At 71.2% G+C, this 19,420-nt stretch carries 15 protein-coding genes; 8 read left to right on the top strand and 7 right to left on the bottom strand.

Translation table 11 applies throughout. The features are described 5' to 3' along the window. Nucleotides 1-106: 106 nt before the first annotated feature. From ACIBO2_RS34555 to ACIBO2_RS34535, 5 genes are read right to left on the bottom strand one after another with little or no spacing between them, the layout of a single operon-like run. On the bottom strand, nt 107-910 hold the full coding sequence (locus ACIBO2_RS34555; protein WP_397302354.1) for a phosphatidate cytidylyltransferase: 804 nt from the start codon (nt 908-910) through the stop codon (nt 107-109). Further along, the gene (locus ACIBO2_RS34550) at nt 907-2,766 is read right to left on the bottom strand and encodes an aminotransferase class I/II-fold pyridoxal phosphate-dependent enzyme (RefSeq protein ID WP_397302351.1); all 1,860 of its coding nucleotides are present in this window, start codon (nt 2,764-2,766) and stop codon (nt 907-909) included. The genes ACIBO2_RS34555 and ACIBO2_RS34550 overlap by 4 nt, the downstream gene beginning before the upstream one ends. A gap of 21 nt (nt 2,767-2,787) precedes the next feature. After that, nucleotides 2,788-3,465, bottom strand: coding sequence for a FadR/GntR family transcriptional regulator (locus ACIBO2_RS34545; RefSeq protein ID WP_357954095.1), 678 nt, complete (start codon nt 3,463-3,465; stop codon nt 2,788-2,790). Nucleotides 3,466-3,472: 7 nt separating this feature from the next. Further along, entirely contained in the window at nt 3,473-4,609 is a 1,137-nt protein-coding gene (locus ACIBO2_RS34540; protein ID WP_358551924.1) for a mandelate racemase/muconate lactonizing enzyme family protein, read from the bottom strand. Between the two features lie 39 nt (nt 4,610-4,648). Further along, the gene (locus tag ACIBO2_RS34535) at nt 4,649-5,467 is read right to left on the bottom strand and encodes an IclR family transcriptional regulator (RefSeq protein ID WP_358551922.1); all 819 of its coding nucleotides are present in this window, start codon (nt 5,465-5,467) and stop codon (nt 4,649-4,651) included. A gap of 95 nt (nt 5,468-5,562) precedes the next feature. Between ACIBO2_RS34535 and ACIBO2_RS34530 the strand changes: the two genes are divergently transcribed. Genes ACIBO2_RS34530 through ACIBO2_RS34505 form a run of 6 tightly spaced genes read left to right on the top strand, consistent with a single transcriptional unit; the run spans nt 5,563 to nt 11,226 of the window. Further along, the gene (locus ACIBO2_RS34530; protein WP_397302347.1) at nt 5,563-6,501 is read left to right on the top strand and encodes a 5-dehydro-4-deoxyglucarate dehydratase; all 939 of its coding nucleotides are present in this window, start codon (nt 5,563-5,565) and stop codon (nt 6,499-6,501) included. 15 nt (nt 6,502-6,516) lie between these two features. After that, nucleotides 6,517-7,809, top strand: coding sequence for a glucarate dehydratase family protein (locus tag ACIBO2_RS34525; RefSeq protein ID WP_358551918.1), 1,293 nt, complete (start codon nt 6,517-6,519; stop codon nt 7,807-7,809). 22 nt (nt 7,810-7,831) lie between these two features. Next, entirely contained in the window at nt 7,832-8,821 is a 990-nt protein-coding gene (locus tag ACIBO2_RS34520; RefSeq protein WP_358551916.1) for a tripartite tricarboxylate transporter substrate binding protein, read from the top strand. Beyond that, nucleotides 8,818-9,327: a tripartite tricarboxylate transporter TctB family protein gene (locus tag ACIBO2_RS34515; protein WP_358551914.1), complete on the top strand. Its 510-nt coding sequence runs from the start codon at nt 8,818-8,820 to the stop codon at nt 9,325-9,327. The genes ACIBO2_RS34520 and ACIBO2_RS34515 overlap by 4 nt, the downstream gene beginning before the upstream one ends. Nucleotides 9,328-9,343: 16 nt before the next feature. Further along, entirely contained in the window at nt 9,344-10,843 is a 1,500-nt protein-coding gene (locus tag ACIBO2_RS34510) for a tripartite tricarboxylate transporter permease (protein WP_397302343.1), read from the top strand. Next, nucleotides 10,840-11,226, top strand: a complete 387-nt coding sequence (locus tag ACIBO2_RS34505; RefSeq protein WP_358551910.1) for a universal stress protein — start codon at nt 10,840-10,842, stop codon at nt 11,224-11,226. The genes ACIBO2_RS34510 and ACIBO2_RS34505 overlap by 4 nt, the downstream gene beginning before the upstream one ends. A 139-nt stretch (nt 11,227-11,365) precedes the next feature. Here ACIBO2_RS34505 and ACIBO2_RS34500 read toward each other — a convergent pair whose 3' ends face one another. Then, nucleotides 11,366-12,679, bottom strand: a complete 1,314-nt coding sequence (locus ACIBO2_RS34500; protein WP_358551908.1) for a hypothetical protein — start codon at nt 12,677-12,679, stop codon at nt 11,366-11,368. A gap of 189 nt (nt 12,680-12,868) precedes the next feature. Continuing rightward, nucleotides 12,869-13,192 carry a hypothetical protein gene (locus tag ACIBO2_RS34495; RefSeq protein WP_397302337.1) on the bottom strand — a complete coding sequence of 108 codons (324 nt, stop codon included), beginning with the start codon at nt 13,190-13,192 and terminating at the stop codon, nt 12,869-12,871. Nucleotides 13,193-13,523: 331 nt separating this feature from the next. Between ACIBO2_RS34495 and ACIBO2_RS34490 the strand changes: the two genes are divergently transcribed. Together ACIBO2_RS34490 and ACIBO2_RS34485 are read left to right on the top strand one after the other, a co-directional pair. Then, nucleotides 13,524-14,390 (top strand): DUF4132 domain-containing protein, encoded by an 867-nt coding sequence (locus ACIBO2_RS34490; RefSeq protein WP_358551904.1) that lies wholly within the window; start codon nt 13,524-13,526, stop codon nt 14,388-14,390. A gap of 2 nt (nt 14,391-14,392) precedes the next feature. After that, nucleotides 14,393-19,384, top strand: a complete 4,992-nt coding sequence (locus ACIBO2_RS34485; RefSeq protein ID WP_397302335.1) for a DNA-binding protein — start codon at nt 14,393-14,395, stop codon at nt 19,382-19,384. Nucleotides 19,385-19,420: the final 36 nt, after the last annotated feature.

The raw sequence follows: 19,420 nt of genomic DNA, 5'->3' as shown, positions 1-19,420 counted from the left end.
CCGTCACGTGAGCAGTCCCCGCACGCCCCGTCGCGTGAGCGGTCCCGCACGCCGGTCATGTGATCGGTCCTGCACGCCCCGTCATGTGAGCGATCCCGCAGGCCGGTCACGTGAGCAGCAAGGCGAGTGCGAGTGTCAGCAGCAGGGAGTCCAGCCGGTCCAGCAGCCCGCCCGCGCCCGCCAGCCACGACGCCGAGTCCTTGGCCCCGGCCCCGCGCTTGACCATTGACTCCAGCAGATCGCCCAGCGGGGCACCCACCGCCACCGCGATCGCCAGCGGGACGGTGAACGCCCCCAGCAGCGCCAGCGCGCCCAGCCCGACGGCCGCCCCGGCCAGCGCGCCGCTCCAGCGCTTGGCCGGGGACAACGGCGACAGGGACGGCCCGCCCAGCGACCGCCCGGCGAACGAGGCCGCGATGTCGCCCACCGACACCGCGACGAACACCGCCAGCACGACCGGGCCGAGCAGCACCACCCCCACCAGCGGAAGCAACCAGACCACCCCGAACACCCCCAGTGACGCCCTCCTGAGCCCGCCCGCCGCGTCACCCCCGAGCAGCGGCACGAGCAAGACGACCAGGACGGCGGCGACCAGCACCCGCGGCAAGTACGGCAGCGCCAGCCACGCCACCGGCGGCAGCGCACCCGCGACCGCCACGAGCACCACCCGGTCGGGAACGGCCAGCCCCACCAGCCCGCCGTACTCGGCGGCGAGCACCACCCCGGCCACGGCGGCGAGCACCGCTGCCCCACCCGGCCCGGCGTACAGGGCGGCCACCACCACGGGCACGGCCACCGCCCAGGCGCACCAGCGCAGCATGTACTCCCGCCGGCGCGACAGCGCGACGGCGACCCCACCGACGACGAGCGCGACGGCGATGTACGGGACGGCCGTGGCAGGTGTGATCACGGGGTGGCCCGCAGGCGGTCCAGTGCGGTGGCGACGGTGGTGACGACGCGGTCGTTGGCGTCGGGGTCGCGCACCGTGATCCGTACCGTCCGGCCCTCGAAGGCGGGGGACAGGGGCGACAGGTCGCGCAGGAACACCCCGTCCCGCCGGCACGCCGCCACCAGACCGGCCGCGGTCGGCCCGGACCGGGGCAGCGTCAGCAGGGCGAAGTTGGCGGCCGACTCGTGAACCCGCAGATCAGCGCCGAGACCGGCGAGCCGTTCGGCGAGGCCGGAGCGCAGGGCACGGGTCCGGCCCCAGCATTCGGCGTAGTAGTCAGGGTCGCGCAGGGCGTGCACCGCGGCGATCTGGGCGGGCAGGCTGAGCCCCCAGGGCGGGCCCCAGCGGCGCGACTCGGCCGCCAGCTCCGCCGGTCCGGCGAGGTAAGCCGCGCGCAGGCCGGATAAGGCGTACATCTTGGACAGCGATTTGCACACCACGGTATTGCCCGAGGCAGCGGCGTACCGCTCCAGTGACGGCGACGACGACGGCGACGACTGTGACTGCGACGACTGCGACTGCGACTGCGGCGACGACGGCGACTGCGATGGCGGCGGTGACTGCGATGGCGACTGCGACGGCGACGGCGACTGCCCCGAGTCGGCGTACTCGACGTACGCCTCGTCGATCCAGAACCGCGTCCCGCCCGGCGCGTCCGCGATCACCCGAAGCAGATCACCGGCATCGGTGTGGACGCCGGTCGGATTGTTGGGATTGACGATGACCACCAGGTCATAGCGCTCGCGCAGCGCGTCCCGCAGGCGGTCGAGGTCCGGCCGCCAGCCGTCGGCCCGGCGCAGCGGGAACCGGTCGGCGCGGCAGCCGATCACCTGCTCGACGACATGGGCGTACTCCCCGTAGACGGGGTCGGGCAGCAGGACGCGGGAGGAGGCGTCCAGCCAGCCGCAGAACGCGCGGAAGATCAGGTCCGACGAGCCCGCCCCGGTCGCGACGGAGTCCGGGGGCAGGTCGCGGCGTTCGGCGATCTCCTCGATGAGCCCTTCGGGGTAGGCCGGGGGAGAGGTGCGGACGAGCCAGCCCTGGTCGCCGCCCAGCAATTCGACCACGGCGGGAGCGGGCGGATACCAGGCGTCGAGCACGTCGGCGGGCACGACGTCGTCGCGCGCCGGCAGGCTGCCGAACCGGCGGCCCACCGCCCCGATCGAGGCACCACCGTGCTGGCAGGCGGGCGGTCCGGGCAGGAACGGCATCTCCAGACTCCAGCGCACCCGAGGCTCCAAAGCGCGCAGCAGCGGGCCGTGGTGCCGCCGCGTCCGTTCAGCCAGCTCGCTCACCTGCCCGGACAGCACTTCAAAGGTGACGGCCCCCGCGTGTACCCGGGTGCCGGTGCCGGTCAGCCCGGCGGCCAGGTACATCCCGAGGATCTCGGTCCGCCCCAGCGCCGCGACGACGCGGCCGCCGTGCGCGGCCACCCAGCGCAGCGCGGCGTACATGAGCAGCGGCGCCGCCGCCGAGCCCCGCCAGCGCGGGTCCACGGTCAGGATGCGGATCTCGAACAGGTCCTCCCTGTCCAGGACCGGATGCCCGGCGCGGCTGAGGTACTTGTCGATCGAATAGCGGCCCGTCCAGGGCGGCGTGACGCTGATGAACCCCACCGGCCGATCGCCGTGGGCGGCGACGATGTAGACGTTGCCGTCGTCGAGGGCGTCGCTCAGCCGTTCGGCCTGGTTGGGCGGGTGCTGGCCGAGCTCGTGCGCATAGACCTCGTGCCGCAGCCGGTAGATCCACTCTCTGTCGGACGCGGACCCGGGGCGGATCTCCAGCATGACCATGTCTAGTCCGACGTACGCCGACACCAGCCGGTTTCCTGGTGAATGCTAGGGGTGGGCGGCCAGCAGGCGGGCGCGGCTGTTGCTCAGGTGGACGCGGGTCGCGGCGCGCGCGCCCTCGCCGTCCTGGCGCTCGATGGCCGCGTAGATGTTCTCGTGCTCGACCACGATCTGCTCGAAATGCCCCTGCCCGGCGGGCGACAGCCGGTCACGCGGCACGATGATCATGGAGGGGCCGAACGACGTGATCAGGTCGGCGAAGTAGCGGTTGCCGGTCGCCAGCGCGATGCGGAGGTGGAACTGGAAGTCGGCGTTCACCGCCGTGCTCGGGTTGTCGGCGCTCGCGGCGAACCGGTCGAGCGCCGCCCGCAGGTCGTCCAAGCGTGGCCCCCCACCCCGGCGGGCGGCGAGCGCGGCGGCCTCGACCTCGAAGGCCATGCGGAAGTCGAGCAGGTCGACCACGTCATCGACGGTCAGCTCGCCGCTCTGGCCGAACTCGAACCTGGCCGAGCCCGGCCGCGCCAGGACGAAGCTGCCGCGGCCGTGCTGGGTCTCGACGAGCCCGGCGGCCTGCAGCCGCGAGATGGCTTCGCGGACGACCGTCCTGCTCACGCCGTACGTCTCCACCAGGCTGCTCTCGGTCGGCAGCTTGTCGCCGGGGTGGATGACGCCTTCCTGGATGCGCGCCGTCAGGTCGTCGACGAGGGTCTGGGTCAGGCTCGCCATCGCGGGGTCAGTCCTTTCTGGTGCCGAACTCGCACTGGTCCGCGGTCCACTTGGCGGCCTGCTCGCTCGGGGTCAGCCCGAGGCCGGGGCGGTCGGGCACGATCATCCTGCCATCGCGGATCTCCAGGCGCTCCTCGAACAGCGGCTCCAGCCACTCGAAGTGCTCGACCCAGGGCTCCAGCCCGTAGGCGGCGGCCAGGTGCAGGTGGATCTCCATCGCGAAGTGCGGGGCCAGTTGCAGGCGGTTGTGCTCGGCCAGCGCCGCCAGACGCAGGAACGGCGTGATGCCACCGATGCGCGGCGCGTCGGGCTGGATGACGTCGGCGGATCCGAGGCGGATGAGCTCGGCGTGCTCGGCGACGCTGGTGAGCATCTCGCCGGTCGCGATCGGCGTGTCGAGCGAGGCGGCGAGCGCCGCGTGGCCGGCGCTGTCGTAGGCGTCCAGCGGCTCCTCGATCCAGACCAGCCCGAACTCCTCCAGGGCCCGGCCCATGCGCTGGGCGGCCGGCCGGTCCCACTGCTGGTTGGCGTCCACCATGAGGGGTACGCCGTCGCCCAGGTGCTCGCGCACCGCGCCGACCCTGGCCAGGTCGATCCGGGAGTCGGGGTGGCCGACCTTGAGCTTGATGCCGCTGATGCCGCGTTCGAGCGCGGCGCTCGCGTTCTCGATGACCTGCTCGATCGGGGTGTGCAGGAAGCCGCCGGAGGTGTTGTAGCAGCGTACGGAGTCGCGGTGGGCGCCCAGCAGTTTGGCCAGGGGGAGTCCGGCGCGCTTGGCCTTCAGGTCCCACAGCGCGACGTCGAGGGCCGCGATGGCCTGCGTGGACAGCCCGCTGCGCCCGACCGACGCGCCCGCCCAGACCAGCTTCTCCCACAGTCGGGCGATGTCGCTGGGGTCCTCGCCGAGCAGGTCCGAGGCGATCTCCCTGGCGTGCGCGTACTGGCCGGGGCCGCCGGCGCGCTTGGAATAGCCGAAGCCGAAGCCCCGATGCCCGCTCTCGGCGCCGATCTCGGCGAACAGGAAGGCGATCTCGGTCATCGGCCGCTGCCGCCCGGTGAGCACTTTGGCGTCACTGATCGGGGTGGCGAGCGGTAGATAGACCGAGGAGAGCCGGATCCAGGAGATGCGGTCGGAGGTAGTCATGGCAGTCATCGTACAACTCGCCATGTCGTCATACAACTACTAGAACTCGCTGGTCCCCGACAGGTCCATGGGGGCCATGCGCTCGATGGCCAGCCTGGTGCGCTCCATCGCCTCGGTGATCTCCTTCGTCCGTTCCTCGGTGAGGTTGGCTATGGGCACCGAGCAGCTGATGGCGTCGGTCGGCGGGCTGGTGTAGCGCAGCGCGAAGCCGAAGCACATGACGCCGGCGTAGTTCTCCTCGTCGTCGATGGCGTAGCCGCGCCGGCGCGTCAGCTCCAGATCCCGGGTCAGGGCGTCACGGTCTACCAGCGTCTTAGGCGTCAGGGGAGTGAGCTGCGCGGGGATCGGCACCTCCAGGCCGGTGCCGAGCCGCTCGGCCAGCAGCGACTTGCCCATGGCCGTGCTGAAGGCGGGCAGCCGGCGCCCGACCCGGCTGAAGGGGCGCAGATACTGGCTCGACTCCTTGGTGGCCAGGTAGACGATGTCGCCCCGGTCCAGGCGGCCGAAGTGGATGGTCTCGTCGAGCAGCGCGCTGAGGTCGTTGATGTGCGGCTGGACGATGCGCAGGTACGGATCGGTGTCGAGATAGGTGGTGCCCGCCAGCAGGGCGCGGATGCCGATGCTGTACAGCGTCCCGCTCGCGTCGGTGCGCACCCAGCCGCGCTCGACCAGCGTGCGGATCAGCGCGTAGATGCTGCTGCGCGGCGCGCCGAGCGCGTCGCTGAGCTCGCGCAGCCGGGCCGGCCGGTTCTGTCGCGAGGCGAGGAGCTCAAGGAGTTCGACCGTGCGGGCGGCGGACTTCACGCCCCGCACGCCGCTCTGCGCCGTGCCCTCGGCCTCGTCTAGGGGGAGTGTCATCGCACCTCATCTGTCGGGGGACGGCCTGTTGACACATTACCAATTTTGGAGCGAGACTGCTCGCCACGTAACAGGCATCTACATATGGAGACAGGATGACCGCTACGTATACAACTGACGATGTACGCGCCAGGCTTCGGCGGGGCATGGAGACCGGCGTTCTGTCGTTCCCCCTGACGTCGTTCGACGCCGACGGGGCCCTGGACATCGAGGCCTTCCGCGCCTACCTCCGCGGCCAGATCGCGGCCGGTCCCGGCGCGGTGTTCCCGTGCTGCGGGACGGGGGAGTTCTTCTCCCTGGCCGAGGACGAGTACGAAAGAGTCGTCACGGCCGCGGTCGAGGAGGCGGCCGGAGCGCTGCCGGTGGTCGTGGGGGCCGGCTACGGCTGGGCCCAGGCCGCCAGGTTCGCCGCCATCGCCGAGCGGGCCGGGGCCGACGCGTTGCTGCTGATGCCGCCATATCTTGTGGAGGCGCCCCAGGAGGGCTTGGTCGAGCACGTACGGCGGGTCGCCGCCAGCACGTCGCTGCCCGTGATCGTCTACCAGCGCGCCCAGGTGAAGATAGCGGTGAGCAGCATCGCCGGACTGGCCGCGATACCGAACGTGATCGGCCTCAAGGACGGTCACTGCGACCTCGACCAGTTGCAGCGGCTCAAGCTGGCCGCGCCGCCGGAGTGGCTGTTCTTCAACGGCGCCGCGACGGCCGAGATGCAGGCCCGCGCCTACCGGAGCATCGGCGTGCCCGCCTACTCCTCCGCCGTGCACGCCTTCGCCCCCGAGATCGCCAAGGACTTCTTCCGCGCCTTCCGCGCCGACGACGACGAGCGGGTCGAGCTGCTGCTGAGCCGCTTCTACGTCCCCCTGGTCGAGCTGCGCGACAAGGGCATCGGCTACGGGGTCTCGCTGGTCAAGGCCGCGGCTAGGCTGCGAGGACTCCCCGTGGGCTCCGTACGCGCCCCGCTCGCGGACCCCCCTCCCGAGCACCTGGAACAGCTCCGCGCCCTGCTGGACACCGGCCTCGACCTCGTCCGGTAAGGAAGGAATCCCCATATGTCGCAACCCATCTCTCGGATCGTCAAGGCGACCGTCACGCCGATCCTGATCAGCGACCCGCCGCTGCTCAACGTCCTCGGCGTGCACCAGCCGTACACCCCGCGCACCATCGTCGAGCTCGAGACCGACAGCGGCGCCACCGGGGTCGGCGAGACCTACGGCGACACCGAATACCTGGAGGTGGCGCGCAACCTCGCCAAGGCCGTCATCGGCAAGCCGCTCACCGCGCTGAACGGGCTGCACGAGCTGGCCTACGACTCGGCGGGGCTGACGCCCGGCACGATCAACGAGTTCGACCCGGCCGGGCTGCGCGGCAGCCGTACCAACGAGAAGATCGTCCGCAGCGTGGTCTCGGCGTTCGAGGTCGCCAGCCTGGACACCCTCGGCAAGACGCTCGGCCTGCCCGTGCACGCGCTGCTCGGCGGCAAGGTGCGCGACCGGGTCGACTACAGCGGCTACCTGTTCTACCGCTGGGCCGAGCACCCCATGGAGGACGCGCCGCGCGACGACTGGGGCGCCGCCCTCGACCCCGAAGGCGTCGTACGCCAGGCACGGCGCTTCACCGACACCTACGGATTCCGCTCCTTCAAGCTCAAGGGCGGCGTGTTCCCGCCCGAGGAGGAGATCGCGGCCATCAAGGCGCTGGCCGAGGCCTTCCCCGACCACCCGCTGCGCCTGGACCCCAACGGCGGCTGGTCGCTGGAGTCGAGCGTGCGCGTCGCCGAGGAGCTCGACGGCCTGCTGGAGTACCTGGAGGACCCGACCACCGGCATCGACGGCATGGCGCAGGTGCGCGCCAGGACCGGCGCGCTGCTGGCCACCAACATGTGCGTCACCACGTTCGGCGAGATCCCCGAGGCGTTCGCCAAGGACGCCGTCCAGGTGGTGCTGTCCGACCACCACTACTGGGGCGGCCTGCACGCCACGCGCGAGCTCGCGGCACTGTGCCGCACCTATGGAGTCGCGCTCTCGATGCACTCCAACACCCATCTCGGCATCAGTCTCGCCGCGATGACCCACGTCGCCAGCGTCATTCCGGACCTGGAGTACGCCTGCGACAGCCACCGGCCCTGGCAGACCGAGGACGTCATCACCGAGCCGCACCGCTTCGTCGGCGGCGCCCTCGAGGTGTCCGACGCCCCTGGCCTCGGGGTCGAACTCGACCGCGACGCCCTGGCCGCCCTGCACGAACGCTGGAGCGCGCTCAGCGGTTTCCGCGACAGGGACGATGTGGCCGCCATGCGCGTGGCCGACCCCACGTGGGTCCAGCCCCCGCTTCCACGCTGGTGAAAGAGAGAACACTGTGATGAGAATGTCATCCACGATCGGCCTGCGCATCGGTGGCGCCCTGCTGGCAGTGGTCGCCATGTCCGCCTGCTCGGTCAAGGGCGGCGGTGCCGGCGACGGCGCCGCCTACCCCAGCAAGGCCGTGGAGTTCACCGTCCCGACGGAGCCGGGCGGCAGTACCGACCTGGTCACCCGCGCCCTGGCCAAGAGCATCGAGAAGCCGCTCGGCAAGCCCGCCGTGGTGGTCAACAAGCCGGGCGCCAACGGCAAGATCGCCGGTAAGGACGTCTTCAGCAGCAAGCCCGACGGCTACCGGGTGGCCGTGATGCCGCAGTCGCTGTTCGCCATCGGGCCGCTCATGGTCCAGGACCCCGACGCCATCAAGCTCGAGGACATGACCTTCGTCAAGGGACTGGCCGTCGAGGACTACGCACTGGTCGTGCCGGCCACCTCGCCGTACAAGTCGCTCAAGGACCTGCTCGCGGCCGACGGCATCAAGTACGGCACCACCGGCGCGGGGACGGGCAGCCAGCTGTCGCAGGCCCTGCTGTTCGGGGTGGCGAAGGTGAAGGCGACGCCCGTGCCGTTCGACGGCGGCGCCCCCACCATCACCGCGGTCCTGGGCGGCAAGGTCGACGCGGCGTCCGTGCAGATCGCCGAGGCAGCCAAGCACGTCCAGTCCGGCAAGCTCCGGGCGCTGGCCGTGTTCGGCACCAAGCGCGTCGAGGCGCTGCCCGACACGCCGACGGCCACCGAGTCCGGCTATGACGTCGTGGTGGACCAGCGCAGGTTCGTGGCCGGGCCCGCCGGGCTGCCGGCCGACGTACGCGACAAGCTGGCCGGCGCCATCGACAAGGCCATCGCCACGCCCGAGTACGGCGAGCTGCTGAAGTCCAACTACATCGGCCGTTGGGAGGTCGGCGGCGACGAGGTCAAGACGCAGCTCACCAAGGCCCAGGGCGAGTTCGCCGCGCTGACGAAGAAGCTTGGGATCGACCTCACGGGCCAGCAATGACCAGCGTCGTACCCGAGGAAGGCGTGCCGGAGGAGGACGGGCTTCCCACCCCGCCGACTCCGGCCTACGCCCGCCGGCAGAACATGGTCGCGGCGCTCGTCCCGCTCGCCATCGGCGTGATCACCGCGATCATGTCCTGGAGCCTGGGGGTGGGCACACTGTCCAACCCGGGCCCCGGGCTGTGGCCGCTGGCCGTCAGTGTCGCCATGGTCGTGACCGCGGCGGTGCTCGTGCTGCGGTCCGGGCCGACCGGCGAGGAGGAGACCTTCACCCGCGAGGCCCTGATCGTCGTCGTCGCGGCCGTGTCTCTCGTGGGCTACGCGCTGCTGTTCGAGCGGATCGGCTTCGAGATCCCCACCGTGGCGCTGCTCGTCCTGTGGCTGAAAGGACTCGGACGAGAGGGCTGGCGGATGACCGTGATCATCTCGCTCGGCTCGACCGCCGTCCTCTACCTGCTGTTCGTCACCGGGCTGGGCGTGTCACTCCCGCACATCCTGCCCTTCTGAACCAGATCGGCTGACCATGGATTTCTTCTCCCCGGTGATCGCCGGGTTCGGGGTCGTCTTCCAACCGGAGAACCTGTTCTACTGCCTGCTCGGCGTCACGCTGGGCATGCTCGTGGGCGTCCTGCCCGGCCTCGGGCCCGCCGCCACGATCGCGATCCTGCTGCCGGTCACGTACAACATCGAGCCGACGGCCGCGATCATCATGCTCGCGGGCATCTTCTACGGTGCCCAGTACGGCGGCACGATCACCTCGGTGCTGCTGCGGCTGCCGGGCGAGGCGTCCAGTGTGGTGACCGCGATCGACGGCCACGAGATGGCCAGACAAGGGCGGGCCGGCTCCGCGCTCGGCATCGCGGCGATCGGCTCCTTCATCGGCGGCACGGTCGCGGTCATCGCGCTCACCTTCGTCGCCCCGCTGGTGGCCGGGTTCGCGCTGGACTTCGGCCCCGCCGAGTACACGGCTCTGGCCCTGCTGGGCATCCTGCTGGTCTCGACGCTCGGCACCGGCTCCACGACCAAGAGCATCCTGATGGCCACCGTCGGCCTGCTCCTGGCGACCATCGGCCAGGACCCGCTGGCCGGCACCTCGCGTCTGACGTTCGGCAGCGACCAGCTGCTCGACGGCATCGACTTCGTGATCGTCGCGATGGGCCTGTTCGGCGTCGGCGAGATCCTCTACAGCCTGGAGTCACTGCGCGGTAAAAGTGCCCCGGCGCCCAGCGTCGGCTCCGTCTACCCCTCGCGCAAGGACCTCGGCGAGTCCAAGGGGGCCATCACCCGCGGCTCGCTGGTGGGCTTCATCCTCGGCATCCTGCCCGGCGGCGGGGCGACCATGTCGTCGATGGTGGCCTACGCGGTGGAGAAGAAGACCGCCAAGCACCCCGAACGCTTCGGCAAGGGCGCCATCCAGGGCGTCGCCGGACCCGAGACCGCCAACAACGCCGCCGCCACGTCCTCCTTCATCCCGCTGCTCACCCTGGGCATCCCGGCGAACGCCACCATGGCCATCATGTTCGGCGCGCTGCTGCTTCAGGGCATCACGCCGGGGCCGCTGCTGGTGCAGGAGAAGCCGGACCTGTTCTGGGGCGTCGTCAACTCGATGTACGTCGGCAACATCCTGCTGCTGGCCATGAGCCTGCCGCTGATCGGGATCTTCGTCAAGATCCTGCGCATCCGGGCGGCCATCCTGGCGCCGCTGACGATCCTGATCACCATGATCGGCGTCTACACCGTCCGCATGAACGTCTTCGACATGTTCCTGATGGTCGGCCTCGGGATCGTGGGCTACCTGATGAAGAAGGTCGGCTTCGAGCCGGGGCCGTTGGTGCTGGCCTTCGTTCTAGGCAGCCTACTGGAGTCGTCCTTCCGGCGCTCGATGCGCCTGTTTGACGGCCAGCTGACCGGCTTCTTCGGCCAGCCGATCGCCGCGACGCTGCTGGTGGCGATCCTGCTCATCATCGTCGTCCCGCCGCTGAGCCGGACCCTTCGCAAGCAACGTAGAAAGGCCGCAGCATGACGGTCATCGTGGGATATGTGCCCAACCCGCTGGGCCGGGTCGCGCTCGAGCACGCGATCGCGGAAGCCGCGCTCCGAGGGGCGCCGCTGAAGATCCTCAACGTCTCGCGGCCCGGCGCCTACGTCGACGCCTCGACCGCGGACGCGGCGGAGATCAAGCGCCTGGTCCCGGCGGAGGTGTCGTACGACTTCGAGCAGGTGGCCGAGGACGACGTCGCCGAGGCGGTGCTCGCGGCGGCGCAGGCGGCCTCGGCGAGCCTGATCGTCATCGGGCTGCGCAGGCGCTCACCGGTCGGCAAACTGATCATGGGCAGCAGCGCCCAGCGGATCCTGCTCGAAGCCGGCTGCCCGGTGCTCGCGGTCAAGGAGCCGGCCGCTCAGTGACGGTCCCCGCCGGGTTGACCGGCATCCATCCCGGGCCGGTGATGCGGCCGGGATGGATGCCGGTGGCCGGGAAGCCGTCACAGTGGGCGCGGTCGAGCCTCGATGGCGGCCTTCTGCCGGCCGTTGTACGCGATCGGCCTTAGTACTCGTAGGCCCCGGCTTCGATGGTGCCGTTCCCGCCCACCGGGGCTCCGTCCAGGTCGATGGGGTTGAACTTCTTGACGCCGAGACCGATCGCCGGACTCCCGCTCAGCAGCCGCAGGGGCCTGCTCGGGTCGGTGTCGAACTTCGGGTCCTTGCGCACGTTGGCGGTGCCGGCCGTCATCTGATATTGGCCGCCGTAGAAGACGTTGTGGTCGTTGGCGGTGAAGGTGGAGTCGGCGTAGGCGCTCTTCTTCCCGGCCACGACGATGTTCTGCGAGAGCTTGAAGTGCGCGTTCGTGCAGCTCGCGTAGCAGACGACGCCCTCGGCGTCGGGGTTGGGCAGGTTCATCGAGTTGTTGCGGAACACGGTGCCGAACACCGGGCCGTTCGTCTCGATCTCGCCGTCGTCCTTGACCGGGCCGCGGGTGACGATGCCGGAGCGGGTCCTGTCTCCGTAGATCCCGTTGTACTCGAAGACGTTGCCGGAGGTCCCGTCGGGGTCGTTCGTCGTTCCGTCGTCGTTGCGGCTGGTGCCCAGCTCGGTGAAGGTGTCGTTGTCGAGCGCGAGGTTGTGGTGGACGTAGTTGCGGGAGCCCATGAAGATCTCCACCGCCGCGCCGTCGAACTCGTAGTCGTAGCTGAAGGCCACCGATCCGGTGATGGTGTTCCAGCCGATGTTGGAGTCGTCGCCCTGCACCAGAAGCGCGAACGCGCCGGAGTCGTCGTTGTCGTTCTCCTCCTGCGGCGTGAGCTTGCTCATGAAGTTGTTGTTGACGAACTCGTTGCTGGTCACCGAGGTGTACTGGGCGCTCGTCTCGATGTAGACGCCCGCCGCCGCGCCGGTGATGTAGTTCTGCTCGATGACGTTGTTGCTGCCGCCTACCTTGATCCCCGCCCACGAGCAGCGGCCCTGGTCCGAGTCCACGCCGATCTGCAGGTTGTAGACCTCGATGTGGTCGCCTCCGAGGTACAGGCACGCCTCGTTGTCGTCCTTGAGCACCGGACGGGCGCCCGTGCCGTAGGCGTCGACGACGATCGGGTTGTCCTCATCGCCCGACTTGGTGATGGCCAGCTGCCCGGACCACGTGCTGCCGCGGCTGAGCATGAGTTTTTCGCCCGGCCCCAGGTCCGCCGTGCCAGCCTTGGCCAGCGTCTTCCACGCCGTTTCCGGGGAGTCGCCGGCGGCCGAGTCGTTGCCGTGGACGCTGTCGAGGTAGTAGGTGTCGATGTTATCCGCGGAGGCGGGGGCCGCGACGGCCCCCGCGAACGCTAACGCGAGGGCCGCCACACCCGCCGCGTACGACGTCATTCGGGTAGATAAGTTCCAGGCGCGCAACTGAGTTCTCAGCCTCCTGATCGCGGTGACGAAGCAGCCAGATGAAGATCATCTGGCGTGCGGGGTCACTGTAACCGCGATGCCTGGATAATTTCGACACCCAAAATGACCATTTTGTATCCGGAACGTGTAAGGAAGCCGAATACCCTCCCCAAAGGGGCGTTAGACGATCACCCTGCACACCAGGGCGTCGGACGTGCCCCGCCTGGCGCTCATGACGACCTCCGTGGTGAGGAACTTGCACGCCAGGTAGGGGTCGCCGGATCCGGCGTACTGCGGCGGGCCGCCGGTGCCGCTCGCGTAGCACCTGAGGCCGCCCGCCTCGTAGAAGCCGATCCACGAGGCCGAGCTGACCTTCGCGTGGCAGTAGTCGCCGATCGACGTCGGCCCGAAGGTGACGTCCATTTCGGCCGCCTGGGCGGGCTGGGCGAGGGTGATCAGGGTGGCGGCGGCGACCGAGGTCAGGGTGAGGACACGACGAAGCACGGCGACTCCAGATTCGGGGGGTGAACACTCAATCCGGAGTATCTGTTAGGAAAGTTTCTTGTGCAATAGGGGCGCCCTCGCGGAAAAATCCCGTCATTTGGCGGAAACCCGGTACCGTACCAGCCATCTCTGACGGATCACCGCATTTCGCAGGGCGGCAAAACAGCCCGCGGACGGCTCGCCACCCCACCCCCGTGCGCGCAGTCAGAGCCTCTGGAGGACCACGAACGGGTTTGTCGGTCGGGGTCGCTAACGTTCGGCGCAGTTGCACAGCAGGGGCTGGAAAACCCCTGCTCATTCGACGTTCGTGCACGGTGAAAGGCGGGGACCGTTGGGTTGGCTGGCAGCGGGCGACGGGTATGAGGTCGCCCTCATAGAGGGCCGGGTGGCGGCGCGAGCCACCTCCGGCCGGGCGGCGGGACGGCAGCTGAAGTCGCTGCCGAAGGCATTGCGCGATCACCCCGAGGTGGACCGGCTGCGCCGCTTCGCCGAGTGGCTCGACCGGCACGCCACCGCGTGCGTGGCGCAGGTGGACCTCTGGATGGTCTCCTCCCTGCCGGTGCCGACCGGGCTGCTGGCCCGCGTGTGGCCGGACGAGGCGTGGCAGTCGGCCCTGCGGGACCTGGCCGTGGTCGGTGACGACCCCGACGAGGTCGGCTTCCTGCGGGACGCCACCGACACCGGAGAGCTGCGGGTGGTCAACCTCGACGGCGAGACCGTACGCCTGTCGCCGCAGACGGTGACCCTGCCGCATCCCGTGCTGCTGCCCGACCTGGACGACCTGCGGGAGTTCGCCGCGGAGCTGGGCGTGGTCCAGAAGGTCGAGCAGATCCACCGGGCCACCTGGCGCAAGCCCGCCGACCTCAAGGCGACGGAGACGGCCGTGTCGGAGTTCTCCGGCGGCACCTACGACTCCAGGTTCGGCCTGGCCGCGCGGGCCACCGCGCTCGGCTACCGGGTCTCCGGCGGCTACGCCACCTGCCGGGTCCGCGACGGGGGCAGCCTCTCGGAGGCGACCGTGTGGATCGGCGAGCCCTACTGGGACGGCGAGATGACGACGGGCGATCTCAGCTGGCAGGACCTCGACGGCAGGACACTGCCGCTGCGCGAGGTCGGGCCGGTGGCCTGGTCGGAGGGGATGCGGATGGCCGCGGCGCTCTACGCCGGGCGGCGGGTCGAAGAGGGGAAGGACGCGTGAGCATGTCTCAGACCGCGGAAACGCAGGAAGGGTCTCAGGCCGCAGGGCCGCAGAAGGCGTCTCAGGCCGCTGAGCTGCTGAAGGCCGGGGGCGTGCTGCCGCTCGGCACCAAGGGCGGCGGCGAGCGGGCGGTGCCGATGACCGCCCGTACCTACCGTCATCCCGGGCTGGACGACCGGGTGGTCGTGCGGCTGGTCGCCGGGGAGCTCGGCTCGGCCGAGGACCTGGCCGCGAGCTTCCTGGGCCTGGCGCCCGACGGGGAGCCCGCCGAGGTCGGCCTGGGGCTGCGGCGCTCGCTCGGCTTCCCCGAGTGGGTGCTGGTGCACCACCCCGAAGACGGGCACCACGCGCTCGCCGTCGTGCCGGAGCTGGAGCGCGCGGCCCGGCAGGCGAAGTCCAAGCCGAAGGCCGCGCTCGACGCCTACCAGCAGCTGGCCGCTCAGCTGGCCGCGTCCGTGCCCCACTTCCTGCCCACGTTCTACGAGCAGAGCGGCCGGGTGTTCCTGGGCGTCGAGAACGCCGTCTACGCCGCGCAGATGTTCGCCAGCGCGCGCCGCGCCGAGGCGCAGCACGGGCTCGCCGTGGACGAGGACCGGCTCGACGAGGTGTTCCTGGAGTTCGCGCTGGCGGGGGCGCTGCCGGTCAAGGTGCTGTCCGGCTACGCCAAGGAGCTGGCCATCCGAGTGCCCGCCGACGAGGCGCTGCGCCGCTTCACGCGGCTGTGCGTACGGCGCACCGCGGGCGGGCTGCCGCCGTCGGCGCAGATGACGACGGACCTGCGCCGCCTGGCCAAGGCCGCCGGGGTCGACGTGGACGCGGGGGAGCAGACCTACCTGGCCGAGCTGCTCGCCCTGCCGGCCGCCCATCGGGCCGCGACGGGCTGGTGGAAGGCCCACCGTACGGGCATCGCGGCCTTGGCCTCGCGCGAGCCCGAGGTGCGGGTGACGTTGCTGAACATCATGCCGCAGGCCCGGGACGAGGAGCTGGCGGGCCTGTGGCTGGAGATCCTCGAGGCGTCCGGCGCCACCGCCGGGCTGGTCTCCGGCGAGGTGCCGGAGCGGCCCGGTGACGGCACCGTCGGCTGGCTCGAACGCTTCCTGAAGGCGCGCAACTACGGCTGGCGGGTGCCGTCCCGCCTGCCCGCCCTCTACACGCTGGTGGAGCGGGCGGCCGGCCAACTGCGCGCCGAACTGACCGGGCAGAAGCGGACGCTGACGGTCTCTTACGACGTCGACCTGCTCGACCTGCTGCTGGCCCTCGACATTCCGGTACGCGATCCCAATGACGGCGACTCGCTGCGGCTGGAGCCCTGGGCGAAGGGGGAGGGGCAGCGCGACCTGGTCGCCCTGGCCGCCGACGCCCGGTTCCGGCCCTCCTTCGAGCGCGCGGCCGACGGCTTCAGCGACGACGAGGACGGCCGGCGGGCCGTCCGCCTGCTGGCCACCTCCCCCGGCGGCCGGCCGATGCTGGCCGAATGGACCCGCAAGGTGGCCCTGCGATCCACCGCCGCCGGACTGCCGGACCTGCCCGACGCCCTGCGGCGGCTGGCCTGGCTGCCGGGCGAGGCGCTGGTCCTGGCCGAGGACGAGGTACGCCGGGCGGCGGCGGCGCAGATCGCGCCGGTGCTCGCCCGCACCCTGCGGGCCGGGCTGTTCGACGAGCTGGGCTGGCCGGCCTGGGAGGAGGCGGCCGCGTCGCTCGTACCGAAGAAGGACGTCGACGACATCGTCGTCGCCGACGCCTGGCCGTACCTGCTCACGGCGGGCGCCGCGCAGGCCCGGGTGCTCGGTCCCGAGGGCACCGTGCTCACCCATGACCTGCGCATCCCGGCCGGAGACTCCTGGAACGCCGTCGGCCTGCACTATGTGGACGGCGAGCTGCTCGTCTACTGGCAGTCCCGCGACCTCGACTTTCGGCTGCGCGGCTACTGGCACACCGCCCCTGACCGCCTCCACCCGATGGAGGGCGCCACCCACACCCGCGGGACGCGCATGGACTGGTACCGCGGCGACGACGCGGTCACCCTGCCCCTGCCCGGCGGCGGACGGACCACCGGCCAGGGGATGCTGCACCGCGGCGACACGGCACTCCCCGAGGAGTCGTCGGTGATCACCGACGGCACCTCCTACTGGGTATGGACCTGGGACGGCTCCGATCACGCCACCAACGGCTGGTACGAGTACGACCCGGTCAGCGGGCAGGTGGGCAGGAAGGGCATGCCCGCCTTCCTCGCCGACGCGCTCCGCGACGCCCCGGCCGGCAGCGAGTTCCACGCGGGTTGGCTGCTTCCCGCGCCCTCGGATGAGGCCACCCCCGTGGGCACTCCCGTGGGCGGGCTGTTCGGCTGGCGCGTGGTGCGGCTGCCCGACGGGTCGATGCGCGGTGAGGACGTCTCCGGCCGTACGGTCACCCTGGCGCCCGACGCCGGGACACCGGCGCGCGCCCTGATGTTCCCCGGAGACGACCGGCCGCGGACCATCGTCAAGGGGGGCTACCGGCTCAGCCTGGTTGATCCGGACGGCGTGGTCACGGCCGTGGCCCGCACGGACGACGCCCCCGGCCACTTCGCCAGTGGCAGCCTCATCCTGCCGCCGGTGCGCTACTGGTGCTACCTGCGCCCGAGGGATCCGGAGGGCTCCGCGGCCCTGCGCGCCCTCGACCTGGACACCGCGGCGGCCCTGCTGGCGGTCGCCGGGGAGGAAGACCTGGAGGCGCGGGTCCGTACGCTGCTTCCGCAGGTCAGCCATGACGCGCTCGTGGCCGGCATCGCGGGGGTCGTCCGCTTCGCCGGGACCCAGCAGACCTCGCTGCACACCGTCGCGGCCAGGCTCTCCGAGGCGCTCGCCGGCGGACACCAGGAGCAGGCGCCCGCCGGTCCTACGGACTCCCTGCTCGACGAGGCGCTCCGTGGGCTCGGCTACTTCGTCGAATACTCCTGGCGCCTGCGGGCCGACGGCGCCTTCCAGCAGATCCAGACGATCGGGCGGCGGCTGGCGTCGGCGTCGGCTCCGTCTGAGTCGGGAGTCTTGGCGTCTGGAGTGTCGGCGTCCGGGGGCTTGGCGTCGGGGCGTTTGGAGCCGGGCCCCGCAGGGGCGGCCCCGTCCTCGTCGAGGTTGGGCCGCACTCACCTGGACCTGCCGGAACTGCCGGGCTCGGGCCTGCGATGGGACCCCCTCCTCGACGAGGCCGCCGCCCTGGCCTTCCGCGTCGCGACGGTGACGGCCGAGGAGGAACACCGCGCCACGCTGCACGAGCTGCTCTGCGTACTGAGCGAGCTCGGACTGCCCACCACGGCCGATCCGTCCCGCTGGCGACGGATGGACCTGCACCTCGACAAACGTCTCCTGATCAAGCCCGACGGCAACTGGCGCGACGGCAACTGGCTCGGGACCCTGCCGCTGCAGGATGGCGCGTTCCTCGCCTTCGTGAGCTCCGGATCCCCGGACGACTCCGGCTGCGTATGGACGGCGCTGTTCCACGACCCGGCCGGGCGGTTCGACGTCCCGCACCCCTACACGGCCCGGTCCTCGGTCCCGGTCGGGGTGGCACGGGAGGCGGGCTGGCTGGAAGCGCTCTTCACCGAGCTGGCCGCGCGGGGACCGGCGCCCTGGCGGCCCGAGGCGGCCGAGGAGTTCGCCCGGCTCACCGGCGTCTCCGAGACGATGGCCCGGCTCATCGTGGCCGGTCTGCCGTCCGTGGACACGCACGAGCGCAACTTCCTCACCAAGGAAATCCGTACCACGATCGGCGTGAAGCTGGCCGACGCCACCGTGGCCAGGGACGAGCTGCGCAAGACGGACGCCGGCATCCGGCGGGCGGTCGTCGCGGCGCTCCTGCCCAGCGACCCGGCCCGGCTCTGGAGCGACGGCCCGGACGTGGCCGCCGCGGCGGCGCTGTGGAACGACAAGGTCGGGCCGCAGGCGGCGATTCCCGAATGGCTGCTCGGGGAGGCGGCTCGCGCGGTGCGGGGCAACTGGGACACGAGCCGGGCGCTGCGCGCGGTCATCGATCCGGCCGCCTCGCCGGAGCTGAGCCACGATCTGGCCTGGACCGTACGCGGTGACCGGGTCGCACCCGTCGACGACAACGCCACCGGGTTCACCACGAACTCGCTGGTCATGGCCGTCACCACCGCGCGGTGGCTGGCGTACCGGCTGCCCGCCGGAGATCCGATCCGGGCCGCGCTGCCGACGGCGCTGGCCGCGGTCCGCAACCGGCTGGCCAACGCCGACCTGATGCTCGACCTGGGCCGATACGTCGACCTGCCCGCGTTCAGGAAGGCGGCGGGAGCCCCGACCGAGACCGGCCAGGGCTACGAGAGATACGGCGCCGTCGTCATGGCCACCCATGACGACAGACCCGCTCCCGGCATCCGCGTGGCGTCGCTGGACGCGGCAGGTGAGGATCCGTACCTGCGCGCCCTGCTCGGCACCGAGGAGCCGTTCCCCGTCGAGATCGCGTTCCGGACCGCCCGCGACCCGCGGTTCGCGGCGCTGCTCGCCGATCCCGGCGACCCGGTGCGGGGGGAGCGGGACGCGGACGGGACGTGGTGGCCGCAGGATCCCACCCGGTCCGTGCCCGATCTGGTCATCGAGGTGGCGAAGGAGTACGGGCTCGGCGAGGACGCCGCGGCCCACTACCTGATGCTGCTGGCCCTGCCCGACCCCACCGACCGCAACATCGCCCGGTGGACGGGCTGGAAGCCCGCCCGGCTCAAGGCGGCCCGCGTCGAGCTGGCCGCGACCGACCTCGTCGTCGAGGCGAGCCGGAGCCGGGCGGCGCGCACGCTGTTCCTGCCCGGCGGGTGGGCGGAGCAGTCGGCGCCGCTCCTTCCGCTGGAGCAGTGGAAGCTGGCCATGTTCGACCTGACCACCTTTGATGGCATCCCGATCGAGCCCGTCGCCGACCTCTACGCCAAGGCGTGGCAGCGGGTGCGCGACGGCGACGTTCCGCGCTTCGAGGAGCTCAAGGTCAAGCGCGGACGGCGACGCTGAGCCCGCACCCTCCCCGACTCTCTTAAGGACTTCACC

The organism is Nonomuraea sp. NPDC050022 (genome assembly GCF_044460705.1).
Classification (GTDB): Bacteria; Actinomycetota; Actinomycetes; order Streptosporangiales; family Streptosporangiaceae; genus Nonomuraea.
This window is presented reverse-complemented; position numbering and strand designations above follow the sequence as displayed.